This is a genomic window from Neobacillus sp. NPDC093182, assembly GCF_044754045.1.
Window position 1 is genome coordinate 90,603 of record NZ_JBIVOI010000006.1, and the last position, 19,201, is coordinate 109,803.

General features: G+C 37.8%; 14 protein-coding genes. 11 read left to right on the forward strand and 3 right to left on the reverse strand.

Annotated elements, in window-relative coordinates:
- Positions 1-13: 13 nt before the first annotated feature.
- Genes ACIQAA_RS12755 through ACIQAA_RS12765 form a run of 3 tightly spaced genes read left to right on the forward strand, consistent with a single transcriptional unit; the run spans position 14 to position 3,872 of the window.
- A complete protein-coding gene (locus ACIQAA_RS12755) occupies positions 14-901 on the forward strand; it encodes an oxamate carbamoyltransferase subunit AllH family protein (RefSeq protein WP_402619750.1) in 888 nt (295 codons plus the stop codon).
- A complete protein-coding gene (gene fdrA, locus ACIQAA_RS12760; protein ID WP_402619752.1) occupies positions 895-2,442 on the forward strand; it encodes an acyl-CoA synthetase FdrA in 1,548 nt (515 codons plus the stop codon). Before ACIQAA_RS12755 ends, fdrA begins: the two co-directional genes overlap by 7 nt.
- A gap of 2 nt (positions 2,443-2,444) precedes the next feature.
- Positions 2,445-3,872, forward strand: coding sequence for a YlbE family protein (locus tag ACIQAA_RS12765; RefSeq protein ID WP_402619755.1), 1,428 nt, complete (start codon positions 2,445-2,447; stop codon positions 3,870-3,872).
- Positions 3,873-3,921: 49 nt separating this feature from the next.
- Here the strand turns inward: ACIQAA_RS12765 and ACIQAA_RS12770 are convergent, their stop codons facing one another.
- Positions 3,922-4,791, reverse strand: coding sequence for an alpha/beta hydrolase (locus ACIQAA_RS12770; protein WP_402619758.1), 870 nt, complete (start codon positions 4,789-4,791; stop codon positions 3,922-3,924).
- A 346-nt stretch (positions 4,792-5,137) separates the two neighbouring features.
- Here ACIQAA_RS12770 and ACIQAA_RS12775 point away from each other — a divergent pair, with 346 nt between their 5' ends.
- From ACIQAA_RS12775 to arcC, 3 genes are all read left to right on the forward strand, one after another.
- A complete protein-coding gene (locus tag ACIQAA_RS12775; RefSeq protein WP_402619761.1) occupies positions 5,138-6,685 on the forward strand; it encodes a xanthine permease in 1,548 nt (515 codons plus the stop codon).
- Between the two features lie 101 nt (positions 6,686-6,786).
- Entirely contained in the window at positions 6,787-7,971 is a 1,185-nt protein-coding gene (locus tag ACIQAA_RS12780; protein WP_402619764.1) for a tetratricopeptide repeat protein, read from the forward strand.
- Positions 7,968-8,942, forward strand: coding sequence for a carbamate kinase (gene arcC, locus ACIQAA_RS12785; RefSeq protein WP_402619767.1), 975 nt, complete (start codon positions 7,968-7,970; stop codon positions 8,940-8,942). Before ACIQAA_RS12780 ends, arcC begins: the two co-directional genes overlap by 4 nt.
- A 69-nt stretch (positions 8,943-9,011) precedes the next feature.
- Here the strand turns inward: arcC and ACIQAA_RS12790 are convergent, their stop codons facing one another.
- Positions 9,012-9,713: a response regulator transcription factor gene (locus ACIQAA_RS12790; protein ID WP_402619770.1), complete on the reverse strand. Its 702-nt coding sequence runs from the start codon at positions 9,711-9,713 to the stop codon at positions 9,012-9,014.
- A gap of 215 nt (positions 9,714-9,928) precedes the next feature.
- Between ACIQAA_RS12790 and ACIQAA_RS12795 the strand changes: the two genes are divergently transcribed.
- From ACIQAA_RS12795 to ACIQAA_RS12815, 5 genes are all read left to right on the forward strand, one after another.
- Positions 9,929-11,437 (forward strand): amidohydrolase family protein, encoded by a 1,509-nt coding sequence (locus ACIQAA_RS12795; protein ID WP_402619773.1) that lies wholly within the window; start codon positions 9,929-9,931, stop codon positions 11,435-11,437.
- A gap of 2 nt (positions 11,438-11,439) precedes the next feature.
- Positions 11,440-12,909, forward strand: a complete 1,470-nt coding sequence (locus tag ACIQAA_RS12800) for an amidohydrolase family protein (RefSeq protein ID WP_402619776.1) — start codon at positions 11,440-11,442, stop codon at positions 12,907-12,909.
- Positions 12,910-13,032: 123 nt separating this feature from the next.
- Positions 13,033-14,598 (forward strand): glutathione ABC transporter substrate-binding protein, encoded by a 1,566-nt coding sequence (locus ACIQAA_RS12805; RefSeq protein WP_402619779.1) that lies wholly within the window; start codon positions 13,033-13,035, stop codon positions 14,596-14,598.
- Positions 14,599-14,672: 74 nt separating this feature from the next.
- Positions 14,673-15,896: an amidohydrolase gene (locus ACIQAA_RS12810; protein ID WP_402619781.1), complete on the forward strand. Its 1,224-nt coding sequence runs from the start codon at positions 14,673-14,675 to the stop codon at positions 15,894-15,896.
- Between the two features lie 215 nt (positions 15,897-16,111).
- The gene (locus ACIQAA_RS12815) at positions 16,112-17,677 is read left to right on the forward strand and encodes a glutathione ABC transporter substrate-binding protein (protein WP_402619784.1); all 1,566 of its coding nucleotides are present in this window, start codon (positions 16,112-16,114) and stop codon (positions 17,675-17,677) included.
- Positions 17,678-17,748: 71 nt separating this feature from the next.
- Here the strand turns inward: ACIQAA_RS12815 and ncs1 are convergent, their stop codons facing one another.
- The gene (gene ncs1, locus ACIQAA_RS12820; protein WP_402619787.1) at positions 17,749-19,191 is read right to left on the reverse strand and encodes an NCS1 family nucleobase:cation symporter; all 1,443 of its coding nucleotides are present in this window, start codon (positions 19,189-19,191) and stop codon (positions 17,749-17,751) included.
- Positions 19,192-19,201 lie beyond the last annotated feature (10 nt).

A 19,201-nucleotide genomic window follows, 5' to 3' on the forward strand; every position in this document is an offset into this window, starting at 1 on the left:
TGGGGTGTTATTCGTGATAAATGCAATCTCTGGTGATATAGATTTTATAAAGGAATTTAATAACTCGAAATTCACTGGTTTTGTGCATAGTACATTCAATCGGACATTAAATATTAAATGTTTTGAAAATGGCGACTTATATACCATTGCATGCAGCAAACTTGATAACGGCCCCAATACTTTAATCATTGATGTTGATAATATGAAGTCCATGAAAATTGTTGTAGATGACCGGGTGCGTGTTGAGAATAATCTCTTGTATATTGCGAATAAGCACACTATTTCAATTGATAAGGTCAATATATGGGAAAGTGTTTTACCATCCTACACACATAATGTAGAAATCCTGAAACAAAATGTAATGAAAATGAAGGAATATATTAACTTCCACGGTGTAGGCGGCGGAATGAAAAAAAACGTAATAACCCAAAATGCTTTTGAAGCAGAAGTCTCAAATATGCTTGAGAATAGAACTCTTTTACTTTTCAATGAATTATTAAATCATCGAATTTCATCTGCCTTGCCACATGCGATTTCGCTTGTAGGTCTTGGACCAGGGTTAACTCCTTCTGGGGATGATTTTTTAACTGGATTATTTGCCGTTTTTAATATGAAAAACAGCCCTTTTTATCCTTACCGATCATTTTGTGAAGAGGTTTTAAAGAAAGCAAAAAACTTAACAAATGATATAAGTTATATGACTTTGAAAAAAGCAGCTATTGGTAAAGTGAGAGAGTCTATTATTTCATTACTTAACAACTTATTTGTTGAGGATGAAGAAGACTTATTTCTCTCTTTAAATAAATTATTAAGCATAGGTTCTTCATCCGGAACAGATATAGCTTTAGGCATTGTTTTCGGAATAGAGTCCAATATTAGAGCAGGAGGAAAAGTATGTTAGTACAAGCTTTGATTAAGCCAAACACATATTTCGATTCAGTATCTTTAATGTCGCTTTCCACTAAAGCGAATCAAATTGAAGAAGTTGAACAATCCATTATTGCAATGGGTACGGAAATGAATAAAGAGGTAATGAAAAATGTCGGATTAATGACACCTGAAGTAGAGTTAGCAGGAGCAAGTGATTTAATTATTGTTGTAAAAGCGTCAACTGACGAATTTTGCGAAATCGCTTTCGAGAAAATTAATGATTTATTTACTAAAAAGGATTCAGGCAAAAAAGGGAAAAGTGATATTAAATATTCTACTCTTTCTGCTGCAGCAGGAAATAACGCGGAAGCAAATTTAGCTATTATTGCAGTGAATGGTGCTTATGCAGCTAGAGAAGCGAGAAAGGCACTTGAAAATGATTTGCATGTCATGATGTTTAGTGACAATGTTGACATCGAGGATGAAATTGAATTAAAGAAATTAGCTCATGAAAAGGGCTTATTAATGATGGGGCCGGACTGTGGAACGGCAATTATAGGCAATACAGCCCTTTGCTTCGCAAATGCGGTAAGAAAAGGGAATATCGGTATTGTTGGTGCATCAGGAACGGGGAGCCAAGAAGTAAGCGTCCGAATTCACGAATTTGGTTTCGGTATCTCTCAATTGATTGGAACAGGCGGTAGAGATTTAAAAGAAGAAGTTGGCGGAATCATGATGCTTGATGGCATTCAGGCACTTGAAGACGATGAAGAGACAAAAGTCATTGTCGTTATTTCCAAGCCACCTGCACCTAGTGTGGAAGAAAAAGTATTAGCGAAAATTAAAACCTGTAAAAAACCAGTTGTCGTTTGGTTTGTTGGCGGGAATGAAGAAAAAATAACTGCAGCTGGCGCACATTTTGCGAAAATGTCTAAAGAAGCAGCTCTTAAAGCGGTACTATTAGCTGGGGCAGACGAAAGCAAGTTAAACAAACGTGCATTAAACATTCCACTTATTGAAGAAGTTCGGACAAAGTTAACTCCTGAACAGAAATATGTTCGTGGACTTTTCAGCGGCGGAACACTGGCAGATGAAGCTATGCATGCAGCAATGGAGAAATTTGATAATGTCTACAGCAATATTCAACCAAATCCAGAGTATCGTTTAAAAGACCGATATACAAGCCAAGAGCACACATTTATCGATTTTGGTGATGACGAATACACACAAGGAAAGCCACACCCAATGATTGATCCATCTACACGTCTTGAAAGATTTATTCAGGAGGCAAAAGATCCATCTGTAGGTGCTATCGTAATGGACTTTGTTATAGGTTATGGAGCACATGAAGATCCAGTTGGAGCTTTCCTTCCAGCAATCATTGAAGCGAAACAACAAGCGGAACAAGAAGGTAGACATTTAGAGATAATTGGATATGTTCTTGGAACAGAATTAGATCCGCAAAATTATGAAGAGCAAATTAATAAATTATTAGCTGCAGAAGTAACACATGCGAGCAGCATGCAAAATGCTGGGTTACTGGCTAGAGAATTTGTTGTGAAGGGAGAATAGGCATGAGTCGAATTAGCGATTTATTTAAAAGTAAACCACATGTTATTAACGTAGGAATTGAGTCCTTTAAAGATGATTTATTACAACAAGGTGCTGAAGTCATTCATTTAGATTGGACACCGCCTGGTAGAGGAAACCCAGCATTAATTGCTGCACTTGACAAGTTTGAGAGTCCAGAAATCTTGGGAAAAATCGAAGCAGCTAATAGATTAGCAGTCGAAAGAATTATTAATTCTCAACCAGTTTTAATTGGATATGATCAAGCGATTAATTGCGTACCTGGTATGACAAAAACGACGATTCTCCATGCAGGACCTCCAATTAGTTGGGATAAAATGAATGGTCCAATGAAAGGCGCAGTTACAGGTGCAATTGTATTTGAAGGATTAGCTAAGGATGTAGAAGAAGCAGCTGAACTGGCGGCATCAGGTGAAATCACTTTTTCACCATGTCATGAACACAACTGTGTAGGTTCAATGGCAGGTGTTACATCGGCATCAATGTTTATGCATATTGTTGAAAACAAAACATATGGCAATATTGCTTATACAAACTTAAGTGAACAATTAGCAAAAATTCTTAGAATGGGAGCTAATGATCAAAGTGTTATTGATCGTTTAATTTGGATGCGCGATGTTTTCGGCCCTATTTTACGTGATGCAATGAAACTAAACCCTAATGGAATTGACTTACGTTTAATGCTTGCGCAAGCGCTTCATATGGGAGACGAGTGTCATAACCGAAATGTTGCGGGTACAACATTATTAATTCAAGCTTTAACTCCGTATATTTTACAAACTGATTATACAATCGCACAGAAGAAAGAAGTATTTGATTTCGTTGCGAGCAGTGATTACTTCTCTGGTCCTACGTGGATGGCAATGGCGAAATGTGCACTAGATGCTGCACATGGCATTGAAAACAGTACAGTCGTTACAACTATGGCACGAAATGGTGTTGAATTCGGTATCCGTGTTAGCGGAATGCCTGGAAACACATGGTTTACTGGTCCTGCACAAAAAGTTATTGGTCCAATGTTTGCAGGTTACAAGCCAGAGGATTCTGGACTTGACATCGGGGACAGCGCAATTACAGAAACATATGGTTTCGGTGGATTTGCAATGGCAACAGCTCCAGCAATCGTTGCATTAGTTGGTGGAACACCAGAGGAAGCTATTGGTTATACCACTAAAATGAAGGAAATTACCACAACTGAGAATCCTAACGTGACTATTCCACTACTTGATTTTATGGGCATTCCAACAGGAATTGATGTTCGTAAGGTTGTTCAAACAGGTATTATGCCGGTTATTAATACTGCAATAGCTCATAAAGAGGCAGGAATCGGAATGATAGGTGCAGGAATTACCTATCCACCAGTCGAAGCCTTTGAAAAAGCGTTGCAGGCTTTAAGTGAAAACATTCAATAATATAAATAAAAAAAGTCCAGCATGGAGGAAAAAATGCTGGGCTTTTTACTTAACTCAGGTGGTTTTTTAAAAAATCAATGACTTGTTTTAGTGCATTTTGAACAATTGGATCTTGGAAGTTTTTATCAAATACATGCTCTCCATTGGGAATTGTAATAAGTCTTGCTTCAACCGATTGTTTAATAATGGCAGCTCTCATAAATACTGACTGTTCGTATGGAACATCCGTATCTTTAGTACCGTGTAATAATAAAGTTGGTGGAAATTCCTTTGTAACTTTACGATTCGGACAAAATTGATAGATAGCTTCTTTATTGTATAAAGGATTTACACCTGTAATTTCTTCGATCCAAACTCCATTTTGTCTCGCATAAACATAAAATAGAAACCGTTCATCTACTGATGCCTCGGTAATAATTCGATCTGTGATAAGTTTGTATGCGACTTCTTTAGAAACGGTATCCTTTTGACAATAATACTTACTTGGACTTGCAGCCCAGTTTCCAACAAGATCTCCGTATCCATAAAATGAAACAATTGCACGAGGCTTATGAGTAAAAGTTCCAGCAGCTAGGGCTAAAAAACCACCAGCAGAACTTCCTACTACTGCAATTTTCTTTGAGTCTATTAAAAATAGTTTTGGTCCTTCTAATTGAAGCCAAAGAATTGCATCCTCAATATCCTTAAGAATTTCCGGCAGTTTTGTCGCAGGAGCAAGCCTATAGTCAATTGAAAATAGTGCGAATCCATTGTCGGTGTAAAGTTTGATCATTTCTTCACTTATTTCTTCTCTTGTTCCCCAAACTAACCCGCCACCATGAATGTAGATGATGACAGGAGCATGTTCTTGTGCAGTCCCATAAAAATCTGCTTTAATTGAGAAATTTATATCCTCTTTATAAATAACTGTTTTCTTCACTTTTATTTACACGACCTGTCTAAGAATGATATCTCCTATTTTAAAGTTTTTCTACTCTAATATCTAGGACATATTTTGTACAAAGATTATTGTATAACCTGCCTAAATGAATGCCTTTCTTTTTGGTTTTGGTAGCCAATGACCTAGGAAGGTTAACCGACTAAAATGAAAGATGTAAGGGGTTACCAAATGTTATGATTGCTCTTTTAGATTTATAAAAATCTCCAGAGAAAAACAAAATTCTCTGCTACAAAACAAAAGGAGGCAAATTTAGTAGAAGAGTATGAAATAATGCTGTAAATTTTTTCACATCCAACAAACTATTCATATTTAGAGGTGAAACGGAATGGATCAAACAATTAAATTTTGGAAAAAAGGGGACTTGGCTGCTTATTTCGGCTTACTCGCCAATAACTTAACCAATCTTTTAACCATGATGTCATTATTAATTTTCGTCGTGGGTATTCCATCAGCAGTCGTTTATGGGAAAATTGCTCCAGCTTTTGGTATGGGGATATTTATCGCAAGTTGTGCTTATGGCTATTTTGCCTACCGATTAGCTAAAAAAACGGGTAGATCTGATGTAACAGCATTGCCTTCGGGACCAAGTGCACCGTCCATATTCACGGTAACTTTTTTAGTTATATTGCCAGTCTATACTCAAACAAAAGATTATGAATTTGCCATTGGGATTGCACTAGTATGGTGTTTCGTAGAAGCAATGATCCTAGTAGTGGGATCACTATTGGGTGATACGATCAGAAGAGTCATTCCTAGAACAGTATTATTATCTTGTTTATCTGGTCTTGGGCTTTTGTTATTAGCCATGAATCCGATGTTACAAGCCTTTGAAGCACCGATGATCGCTTTTGCAGTATTAATCATCATTTTTATTAACTGGTTTGGTAAATCGCCGATCTTTGCGAAAATTCCAACAGGTTTTTTATTGCTTGCAGTAGGTACAGGCATTGCCTGGGCTTTAGGTTTAATGGAGCCTGGTGCAATTTCACAATCCCTATCATCCTTTGGATTCAATCCTCCATCATTAAATATTGATGGTTTTATGCAAGGATTGCCACATGCCCTTCCATATTTGGCGTCAGCTATACCACTAGGTCTTTCTAACTATGTGTTTGACTTGGAGAATATTGAAAGTGCCCATACTGCAGGGGATGAATATCAAACAAGACAAGTTATGTTAACAAATGGTCTTGCTTCATGTGTTGGTGCAGCATTTGGGAATCCATATCCGGTAACTGTATATGTTGGACACCCAGGATGGAAATCAATGGGCGCTGGTATTGGCTATACAGTAGCAACGGGTATATCGATGTTAATTCTTTCACTTTTCGGTATTGGTGCATTTTTGTTAGCGGTCATCCCGGTCTATGCCATCGCTCCTATCCTTGTTTATATAGGAGTTGTAACGGCCAACCAAGTTGTTCGTGAGACTCCTAAAATTGAAGTACCGGTTATCTTCATTGCATTATTCCCATGGATTGCAAACTGGGCTCTAACTCTTGCTAATAATGTACTCGGTGCTGCTGGAACTGCCGCGGGCACTGTTGGAATTGATAAGCTTGCAAGTAAAGGGGTTTATTATGAAGGATTGTCTCATTTAGGAAATGGTGCTCCGATTGCCAGTTTGTTATGGGGATGTATAGCGATTTTTGCTATCAACGATAAACCGTTGCGTGGTGCTGCCGCAGCAGCAATAGCAGCCGTATTGTCCATCATTGGATTTATCCACTCTCCAACAGTCGCATTTGCTAAAGGTGCTTCTGTAGAATTTTTCTTTGCCTATTTAATGATCGCAGCCATATTTGTTATCAAATATGTGATGGATCGTAGTAAAGCGCAACTAAAACCTGACACCGGAAAAAATGTAGCATAATTAAATTTTTTTCAGAATTCACCTTCGATAGTTAAAGCTCGTCAGGCTTTCAAAGGTGAAATTTATTTATTACGAATCGATCGTTAAAGGGGAGAATGTTTATGATGAATCAAAACACAGAGCTAATCCTAGCAAGTGAACGTGGAGATATAGATACTGTAAATCAATTAATAGAAAACGGAGCTGACGTAGCTTTTAAAGACGCAGAAGGCCGAACAGCTTTGATGGCTGCTACACAGAAAAATCAACTTTCAGTTGTTAAACTCCTATTAGAAGCTGGAAGTGATGTAAACACAAGGGATATTACACAATTAACACCATTTATTTGTTCTGGTGCAAATGGTTTTCATGAAATTTTAAGCGCGATGCTCCAATATGGAGCAGATTTAAAAAGTGTAAATCGATTTGGCGGTACTGCATTATTACCTTCGAGTGAAAAAGGCTATCTTAAAACCGTACAAAGATGTTTAGAAGCTGGTATCCCTGTCAATCATGCCAATAATTTAGGCTGGTCGGCTCTTTTAGAGTCAGTAATTTTGGGTAACGGAGGCCGCTTATACTCCATGATCATTGAATTACTAGTAAAAGCTGGTGCAGATGTGAATTTACCAGATAGGGATGGAAAGTCTTCACTTCAGCATGCCAAAGAATTGAAGCATGAAAAAGTAGTAAAGATCCTTACCAATGAGTATGTTGAACAAAATCAAAATATAAAAAGAGCAAAAGCTTTATATTTAGATGATAAGTATGAAGAAGCAATTTCAGAAATGAATCAAGCCATCGAGACAGATCCAAATAATCTAGATTTTTATTTCTACAAAGGCTATTCTTTGCAAGAACTAAAGCGTTATGATGAAGCACTCGAAGAATTTAAAAAGGCGTTAGTGATTAATCCGAATGATCTTGATTTTTATTTCTATACCGCTAATTGCTTAAGGTTAATGAAAAAACCTGAGGAAGCACTTGTTGAATATGACAAAGTATGTGAATTAGACCATAATGAAACCTTTTACCGTTACCATAAATCAAATTATCTAAGAGAACTTGGCCGACATGAGGAAGCTGTAGGCGAAATGGTTAAGCTTTTAGCACTTCAGCCACACAGATATGATTTTTCCTTCCATAAGGCAAACAGTTTGAGATCACTTGGTAGGCATGAAGAAGCGATTGAGGCAATTGAAAATGCAATTGCCAACGACCCAGCCAATCCATTATATCAATTGCATAAGAACCTATCACTGGAACTATTAAAACAACAATTAGAATCACAGGAGGTAAACCGATGAGGAAATTGGTTATTGTTGCTATTGGTGGGAACTCTCTAGTCCGGGACAATGGCCGCGACTCTGTTCAAGATCAATATGAAGCCGTTCAAGAAACCGCCGTTAATATCGCAGATATGGTTCAAGAAGGGTACAATGTAGTTGTGACACATGGGAATGGCCCACAGGTTGGTTTTGGACTTAGAAGGTCCGAAATTGCAAACGAAATTGCCAATATGCCTGATGTACCCCTTGTCAATTGTGTGGCTGATACACAGGGTGGTATTGGTTACCAAATTCAACAAGCCTTAACAAATGAATTTACTAAAAGAGGTATAAATAAAAAAGTTGCAACCATCATTACCCAAGTTGAAGTTGACATTAATGATTCGAATTTCAAAAATCCAACAAAACCGGTTGGTTCATTCTTTACTTTAGAACAAGCGGAAGAGATGAAAATGGAACATCCTGAATGGATTTTTGTAGAAGATTCCGGACGTGGTTATCGTAGAGTGGTTCCATCACCCAAACCAATTGATATTGTTGAAAAAGAAGCGATTAATTCATTGGTAGATGCTGGATACGTTGTGATTGCAGTTGGCGGCGGGGGCATTCCTGTTGTAAAGACAGGAGATAATTCATATTTAGGTGTTGATGCGGTAATTGACAAGGATTTTGCTACCAGTCTTTTAGCGGAACAAGTCAATGCAGAGACTTTAATCATTACAACTGGTGTTCCAAGAGTATATATTAATTTTGGAAAACCAAATCAACTAGCTCTAGAAAAAATTACGGTAGAAGAGACAAAACAATATGTTCTTGAAAACCACTTTCCACCAGGCAGTATGCTGCCAAAAATCGAGGCAAGCCTAAATTTTCTGGAAAATGGTGGGAAGAGAGTAATTATTACAAACCCAGAAAGTTTAAAAGATGCGATTAACGAAAAACAAGGTACTCACATTGTCAAACAGCTAAATGAAGCTTGTTGTATGTAATTATATGTAATAAAAGCAAAGTCTGGCACTAAGTAAAAAAGTGCTGGACTTTGCTTTTATTATTGTTATTTACTTTTTTTCATTCTCCCGAAATTCTGTTGGCGAAAGTCCCTCTATTTTTCGAAATAAAGTACTAAAATAGTTTTGGCTGCTAAATCCTGAGTTTTCTGCTATATCCGCTATGGTCCAATTTGGATTAGTTATTAAAGACCTTTTCGCCATATGGATACGATACTGAATTAAATACGCCGAAAAAGATAGACCTACTTCTTCGTGAAATTTCCGACTTAAGTAGGTAGGGTTAGCATGAACCTCATTTGCGATATCTGAAAGTGAGACCTTTTCAGCAAACTTTTCGTGAATGGCCTTGAGCGAGCATTGAATTAAGCTGGAATAATTTTGGGATAATTGATGTTCTTTATACTTTGATAGAATCTTTAGCAATTCACTCTCGATAACAGGCTTAGTTAAATAGTCAGCAACCCCAATTCTAATTGATTGCTGAGCATAGCTGAAATCCTGGCAGGCAGTAACCATGATGATTTCTACATCTTTATTGCTTTGTCGCAGTTCCTCCCCAAATTCAAGGCCTGATTTTCCTGGAAGATTAATATCTAAAAAAGCCAAATCAATTTCATGATTTAGATTAATGATATGTGCTTGACTCGCATCGGAAGCCTTAAAAAATTTCCATGAAGGAAATTCAGATTGCAACAAGTATTCTAGTTGTTCTATTTCTAATGGTTCATCATCAAGTAATAAGACATTCATTTTCATGCAGCCCCTCTGTAAAGATTCCCACTCAGTTCTTTCATTTAATTTAAACAAAAGGATATTTGAAGTAAATATGATGTAGAAAAGAAGTAGAAAAAGTTTAAAAAAGAGTAATAATTCCGAAAATAATTCCGGGATTCTTTTTCTATAATTAATCTAACAATCAAAAATTGTAGAAACTACACCTGAATTGGTGGATTGGGAGGAAAAAAATGATTGATTTGCTGCTAATTCACGGTACTGTTATCACAATGGACGCCAGCAGGCGAATTCTTCAAGATGGTGCTGTTGCTATTAACGATGGCAGAATTATTGATATCGGTTTAACAGAAAATATAGCGTCAAAATTTGAGGCGAAGAAAGTGATTGACTGCAGTCACCATTGTATTCTGCCAGGATTAATCGATGTGCATGGTCATGGCGGGCATTCGATGTTTAAGACCATTGCGATGGATAATACTGATTTCTGGATGCCCATTATGACGAATACGTATAAGCATTTTGTTACCGATGATTTTTGGTACTACGAAGGAAAGCTTTCTGCAATTGAGCGATTAAAAGCTGGTATTACGACGGGGGTATCTGTTTTAGGGTCTATGCCGCGATCTGATGATCCGATCTTCGCAATCAATCATGCGAAAGCATACGCAGAAGTTGGTGTAAGAGAAGTTGTTTGTACTGGTCCATGCAATCCGCCATGGCCACATTTATTCAGCCGTTGGGTGGATGGTAAAAGGGTTACGAAAGAAGTAACATACGAAGAAGTGCTGCAAGGAGCCGAAGCTGTCATTGAAGCACTGAATCATGCCAATGAAGACCGGACCCGTGCCTTTATAACCCCATTTGTCATCGTAACATCTGTCGAACCATCTGGTCCAACGTCACCAGCGAGGCTTTATGGGTTAACGGATCATGATCTTTTTCAAGCAAAAAGAATCCGTGAGATTGCAAGGAAGTATAAAACACGGATCCATTCTGATGCCTTTGGCGGGATGATTCATCTTGCTGTCCATGATTGGGAAAATGCTTTGTTAGGTCCAGATGTGCACCTTCAGCATTGCCGTGGAATTTCATTCGATGAGGCAAGGATATTGGCGGATACAGGTACGAATGTGAGTGCCTCTCCAGGTATAACCCAGGTTAGTGCGCGAACTCCGGTGCCTGAGTTAATTGAACTGGGAGTAACGGTGGCTATCTCAACAGATGGGACATCACCATGTACTAGCTTTGATATGTTTCAGGCAATGAGAAAAACACAATTTGTTCACCAATCAGCTCTAAGAGATGAATATTATTTACCGCCTGGAAAACTATTAGAAATGGTTACGATTGATGCCGCGAAGTGCATCGGTTGGGACGATGAACTCGGTTCAATAGAAATCGGCAAAAAGGCCGATGTGATTACCGTTAACCTTAACCAGCCACATTTAACTCCTGAATTTATGCATATCCATCGCTTGGTATATCAAGCAGTTGCTAATGATGTCGACCATGTGATTGTTGATGGAAGGGTTATTATGGAAGGTCGTAAGGTCCATACCGTTGATGAAACCACAGTGTTACATGAGGCTAATGAAGAGGCCAATTCAACCATCAAGCGTGCCGGACTCGAAAAATATATGCAGCTAGCCAAGTATTTTTGGGGTCATGCTCGCGGCTATATCGATGAAAAGCGATATAACGAAGAAGATTACAGTATTACTAGATTGAAAGGAGAATGAAAATGGTAACAAAGCTTAAGGGAAAATATGTGATTGGTTTTGATGGAGATGATCATGTAATTTTAGAAGATTCAGAGGTTGTTTATGAAAACGATACAATTATTTATATTGGAAAAAGCTATCCTAGAGAAGTGGATGAGGTCATTGATGCTGGAAATGCGGTCATTAGTCCAGGATTTATCGATTTAAATGCACTAGGGGATATTGATCACGATATCCTTCATTTAGAAGCAAGCAGCGACAAACAGAAAAATCTGCTCTGGTCAAAGAGTTATGTTGAAAACGGACATCATGAAGTCATGACAGCGGAAGAAGAAGCATTTAAATCACTCTATGCCTATTCTCAGTTGATTCTTCATGGGGTTACTACTGCGATGCCGATTACATCAGTTTTTTATAAAAAATGGGCAGAAACATATGAGGAACTAGCCGCAGCAGCCAATCATGCCGGAAGATTAGGATTAAGAATCTATTTAGGACCAAGTTATCAATCTGGGATTAGAGTTGTGGAGCCAGATGGAACGATTAAGCTTTACTGGGATGAAGAAGCTGGGAGAGCAGGACTCAAGCGGGCGGTAAAGTTTGTGGAAGAATTTGATGATGCCTATAATGGATTGGTTAAAGGAATGCTGGCACCTGAACGAATTGAGTGTCAAACGGAAGAAAGCCTGAAACAGACTAAATATTATAGTGAAAAATTAGGTGTTCCAATCAAACTTCATGCGGCACAGGGGAGCTTTGAATATCACACAATACTTGAGAAACACGGTGTAACACCTATACGATATTTGTATAATCTTGGTTTTTTAGGACCAAAAACCGGAATTCCTCATGCTCATTTTATTGCCGGTTATAGTGAAGCACTCGCGGGTGAGGGTGATGATATAGCTTTGCTAACAGAAACTAATACAACAGTAATCCATTGTCCATTAATTATCGGAAGACATGCTTCAATGTTAGAATCATTTGCCAAATATAAAAGGTCAGGAATTAATTTAGCAATGGGGACTGATACTTTTCCTCCAGATATGTTTCAGAACATTCGCACTGGAAGCATGCTATCACGATTAATCGAAAAAGATGTGGAGGACTCCACCTATGCTGATTTATATCGTGCGGCAACTCTCGGCGGGGCTAACTTCCTAGGAAGGGATGACCTTGGAAGGATTGCTATAGGAGCGAAAGCAGATATTATTGCGATTGACTTAGACGGCTTCCATATGGGTGTGATTGATGATCCGATTCGTACAATAATCGTAAGTGGATCAGGAAGGGATGTTAAATTATCGATTATTAACGGCAGAGTGGTTATGCAAGACCGGAAAATCCCTGATCTGGATTTAGAAGAAATCAAATCCAAAGGTCAAAGATATTTTAACAAAATGAGAAAAGGATATTTGGAAAGAGATTATCAGCAGCTTCCCGAAAATGAACTGCTTTCTTCATCGTTTAAAATCGTGGATTTCATCTAATTTTGAAAAGAAGTAAAGATATTGAAAAATAAAGTAAATATTTTCGAAACAAAATAGTCTGAATATTTTTTATAATTAGACAAGCGCATATGCTTAATAAAAATATTCAGGGGGTTAGAGGCCATGAAAGAGAAATGGAGATTAGGAAGATTCTTACTAGTCATGCTTATAGCAATCGTTATTACCGGCTGTTCTACTAAAAAGGACGTCAGTACAAAGGAAAATAACGGCGATTCTGGATCAAATGACGGGGGTACATTAGTTATAGCTCGTTTGTCTGATGCCGAGAACTTAGATCATCATTTCATGTCGACGATCAACGCCGCAAGTGTTACACATGGCAAAATTTATGAGGGGCTTGTAGGACGTGATAAAAATGCCGAAATTAAGCCTTTGCTTGCAGAAAACTGGAAACAGCTTGATGATTTAACATGGGAATTTAATCTTAAAAAAGATGTGAAGTTCCATGATGGAACTGCCTTTAATGCAGATGCTGTAAAAGCGACATTTAACCGACTGCTAGATCCAAATGTTGGTTCACCAAGAGCAGTTGTATTTAAAATGGTAAAAGAAGTAAAGGTAGTGGATGAATTTACAGTTCAATTTATCTTATCCGAGCCATTTTCACCATTACTTTCTATTCTAGCCAGCCATGAAGGCGGTATTATTAGTCCAAAAGCGATTGAGAAGTTCAGTAAAGAAATTATCAATGAACCGAATGGAACAGGTCCATTTGTTTTTGAATCTTGGACTCCTGGTCAAGAAATTGTCTTTGAGAAAAACAAGGAGTACTGGGGAACAAAGGCTAAAGTTGATAAAGTTGTATTTAAGGTAGTTCCAGAAGAAACAACAAGAATCTCTATGCTTGAAACTGGAGAAGCCCATATTGCTGAGCCACTCTCCGTACCCATGACGTCTACTGTAGAAGCTTCGTCAGCAGTTGACGTTTACCGCAGTGAAGGATTTGGTACAGAGTATATTGGCTTTAACGTTCAAAAAGAACCATTTAATGACGTCCGTGTTCGTAAAGCAATCTCTCATGCGGTTGAAATGGATTCGATTATAAAGGGTGTATACAATAATGTTGGTAAAAAGGCGAATTCATTATTAGGCTCAAAGGTCTTTGGCTACCATGCTGCTATGAAAGCCTATGAATATAACCTTAATGAAGCAAAGAAATTGCTAGCTGAAGCCGGCTATCCAGATGGATTCGATACGACACTAAAAACTATGGATAGCAAAGAAAGAATCAATATGGCGGAGGTCCTTCAATCACAGTTAAAAGGAATCGGTGTTAAAGTAAATATCCAAGTCTTAGAGTATGGTACGTTCGTTGAGCAGGCAAACAACGGGGATTCTGAGATATTTATCCTCAGTTGGAGAAACGCAACCGGTGATGCCGATTATAATCAATACAACCTTTTCCATACCAATTCTCACGGAGCATCTGGAAATACCTTCTTCTATAGTAATAAAGAGGTGGATAGTTTAATTGATGCTGCCCGTAAAGAAAAAGACCCAAATAAACGTATTGAACTATATGCGCAGTCACAAGAATTAGAAATGGAAGATGCCGTATATATTCCAGTAAGGGTCATTGAAAATCTAGCTGCTGTAGCCAAAAATATCCAAGGCTTTGCAATCAGCCCATCTGGTTATTTAGAAATCAATGAAGTTTCAATCAAATAGGAAAAATTATAAGAGGGATATCCAAGTGGATACGCCCTTTTATCTTGTAACAGTAATAGAAAGGATGTTTTAATATGAGCCGTACTTATTGGTTAACAAATGCCCGCTTAGAAACGGGATATATAAAAGAAAATGATAGAGTAGCAGGAACAAAAACAGAACTATTTCACTTATTAATAGAGGATGGTAAAATCGAAAAAGTAATCAAAGGTTCAGTGTCTATTGGAAGTGAACTGCCTGTAAAGAATGCAAAGGGTTTGCTCCTGCTTCCCTCATTTATTGAAAAGCATGTTCATCTAGATAAGACATACATGGGTGAGGATTGGCGGGCTTGTATCCCCGCTTCAGGTGTTATTGAACGATGTGAAATAGAAAAAAACATTCTAGCATCCATTCCTTCCAGCACACAGCAACGTGCAGAAGCTTTGCTGGAAGTATTACTGTCTTATGGATCAACCCATGTAAGAACCCACGTGGATATCTATCCGGAAGCTGGATTGCACAATTTGGAAGGTGTCGGGCATGCACTAGAAACATATTCTAATAGGCTAAGTGCAGAAATTGTTGCCTTTGCCCAGCATGGCTTGCTGCGTCCTGGTACTGTTCAACTAGTAAGAGAAGCAGTAAGAAACGGTGCAGGGATTGTAGGGGCTGTTGATCCGGCAACGGTGGATAATAATATAGAAGCCTCATTAGTACAATTGATTGATTTGGCTGTTGAAGGAAATGCTGATATCGACTTACATTTACATGACCCTGGTCACTTAGGAACTTTCACAATGAAACGACTTGCTTATTTAACCAAACAAGCAGGGTGGGAAGGAAGAGTAGCAGTCAGCCATGCGTTCGGATTAGGAGATGTCTCGAAAGAAGAAGCAATTGAAATGGCAGGAATTTTAAGAGAAGCAGGAATCTCTATTGTGACCAGCCTTCCAATTGGACGGAATATTCCACCGGTAAACCTATTAAATGAATGTGGAGTGGATGTGGCCGTAGGGAACGATAATATCTTTGATTCTTGGTGGCCTACAGGAAATGGTGATGTACTGGAGAGGGCTGGACGTCTGCTTGAACGATTTAGATGGACTGATGAGGTTTCACTTGGTCAAGCGTTAAAGTATATTACAGGTGGAAAAACTCTATTAGATAAGGAAGGGAACCAGTTATGGCCCAAAGCAGGTGATGCTGCGAATATCGTCCTTGTAGAAGCCAGCTGTGCGGCAGAGGCAATAGCTAGACGATCAAAACGTATAGCAGTTATCTATAAAGGTAACGTAGTTTGTGGTTCTTTGCATTAAATAATTATTCATTTAACGGTAATTCAATGATAAAGGGGATGGATTTTTTCATCCTCTTTTTTGATAGTGTTTTTAGTAGACTTTTAGGACGACAAGAAACTACTAAAAGTAGTAAAGATAACGAAAATTGAAGTAAAGATTTTCGATAAAAATAATCTGAATATTTTTTACAATTAGATTAGCTGAAAAATCAGATGAAACTAGGAGGAGAGTTCATGAAAGAAAAATTAAATATCGGAAAATTTTTTCTAGTACTACTAATCGTTATGGTGATTTCAGGTTGTTCCACAAATAAAAATGCCGGGACAACTGGAATTGAACAGGGAGATAAAGCGAAGAATGGCGGTACCTTGGTAATTGTTCGTTTATCAGACGCAGAGAATTTAGATCATCATTTTATGAATACGATCAATGCAGCAAGTATAACCCATGGAAAAGTTTATGAGGGCTTGGCAGCAAGGGATAAAGATTCTCAAATCCAGCCATTATTGGCGAAATCATGGAAACAGGTGGATGATATAACCTGGGAATTTAAACTAAGAGAAGATGTGAAATTCCATGATGGAACACTATTCAATGCAAGCGCTGTCAAAACTAATTTTAATAGACTTTTAGATCCTAATGTTAGTGCTCCTAGATCAGGTGTCTTTAAAATGGTAAATGAAGTAAAAATCATCGATGATTATACCGTTCAATTTATCTTAAATGAGCCGTTTTCACCTTTACTCTCCATCCTAGCTAGTCATGAGGGGGGAATTATTAGTCCTAAAACGATTGAGAAGTTTGGCAAGAACATCATTAATGAACCAAATGGAACCGGACCATTTTCATTTGAATCCTGGACTCCAGGCCAAGAAATTGTATTAGTTAAAAATGATCAATATTTTGGTGATAAAGCGAAGGTCAATAAAGTTATTTTTAAAATTGTGCCTGAAGAAACAACAAGAATCTCGATGATTGAAACAGGTGAAGCCCATATAGCTGAACCGCTTTCTGTAACGATGAAGGACACAGTAGAAGCTTCGCAAACAATGGGAGTCTATCGTAGCGAAGGATTTGGTACTGAATATATCGGCTTTAATTATGAGAATGAACCATTTAATGATGTTCGTGTCCGTAAAGCAATTTCACATGCTGTTGAAATGGATACGATTATTAAAGGGGTCTTTAACAACATCGGAAAGAAAGCCAATTCCCTTTTAGGATCTCAAGTATTTGGATATAATAAAGGTTTGAAGGCTTATGAATATAATCTAAATGAAGCAAAAAAATTGCTTACTGAAGCAGGTTATCCGAATGGTTTTGAAACGTCATTGCTGACGATGGATGCCAAGGAAAGAATTAATCTGGCAGAGGTACTTCAATCACAATTGAAAACAATTGGTATTGATGTAAAGATACAGGTAATGGAAAATGGGGCATTCGTTGAGCAAAGAAATAATGGAGATACACAAATGTTTATCAGCAGCTGGAGAAACGCTACCGGTGACGCTGATTATAACCAATATAATCTCTTCCATACTGCTTCAAAAGGAGCAGCTGGGAATACTTTCTTTTATAGTAATAAAGAGGTTGATGGTTTAATAGAAGCTGCTCGTAAAGAAGAGGATCAAGAAAAACGTAAGGAGCTTTATAGGAAAGCACAGGAATTAGAAATGGAAGATGCAGTTTTTATTCCTGTCCGTGTTATAGAAAATTTAGCAGCCATTTCAAAAAATGTAGAAGGATTTAGAATTAGTGCAGCTGGATATTTAGAACTTAATGATGTTTCAATTAAATAACCAATAAATAATAAGAGAGGCTGATTCTAATGGTTGGTAAGTGACAACCATTTAGATTAAGCCTCTTCTTTCTATTCCTTTATTGCGTTTAATTCAAATTGCTTATTAAAATAATTTAAAGCTAAATATAAAGGAATGGCTAGAAATATCCCAGTAAACCAAGAAATACTTGTTAACGGACCAAGTAAGGGGACAAAATTACCCATTAAGCTTATTATGCCTGCGAAGATGGTTGCAAGCATAGCGGGGAAATTAATCCCGTTTGAATATCGATTGTGGTTACTAGAATATAATTCTTGTAAATTAATTTCTTTTTTACAAATTAGGAAATAATTCGTCAGCGTCACACCAATGACGGGACTTAACAATCCTCCTACAATATTTAAAAAGGCGAATATGCTTGTCGGGTTCTCCATTAGCTTCCAAGGCATAATAAGTATACCGATAATGGTTGCAGCTAAAGCTCCTGTTTTAAAATTCAGTCTTTTTGGAAAAAGAGAAGCAAGTTGATAACCGGCGGGTATGATATTTCCAACAATATTAACTGATAAAGTTGATAAGCAAATCGTTAGAAGTGAAAGGGTAATGGCAAATCTACTATCGAATCGATCCACCACTTCAAGTACATTCCAAATCGGAACTCCAAAAGCAATCTCTGAACCAACAATGATTGAAATGCTTGCTACAGCAAATAATAAATACGTAATAAACAACCCAGAAATCTGTCCCATTGACTGATCTTTATTAGAACGAGAAAACCTAGTAATATCAGACACACTTAGAATTTGTGCAACCCAGGTTGCCATAATTGCCGAAACACAACTTATGAAAACGAAAATACTATTTCCTTGGACCCCTCTTGAACTATAGTTTATTATTGGTTCAATTCCACCCGCGAGTTTGATGGACCAGATAGCCATTCCGCCAAAAACCACAAAAATTAATGGGGATACAATTTTTGTTAACTTGCTTAATCGATCGATACCAGCAAAAATGAATAAAACATTAATAATCCAGAAGAGTAGAAAGGAAAGGAGGCCAGAAAGGTTAAGTCCGAAAAAGTTAAAACCACCACCTAAAGATAAATACTCTGGCCAAAATTCCCCTATTAAAATACTAATGGCTAGACTGCCTGCATAGGTTTGAAGACCAAACCACATAATTGCGGCAATAACGCCTCTTAGGACCCCCGGAAAGAGAGCACCCTTTTTTCCATAGCTTGCACGTAGCAGAATAGAGAATGGAATTCCATATTTGCTGCCAGCATGCCCATTCAATACCATCATGACTGATAGTAATATGGAAGAAAAGATAATGATAAAGAATACCTGCCAAATAGATAAGCCTAATGCAAAGAATCCGCCAATTGTTACATAGGAAGGCACGTTATGAACAGAGCCCATCCAGATTGAGAAAAATTGACCTATCTTCCATGTTCTAGCCTCAGATGGAGTTGGTAATAAATCTGGGCTATAATGGGCTTGATTTTCGATTAGTGCATGACTTTTTCCCAAACAAACCGCC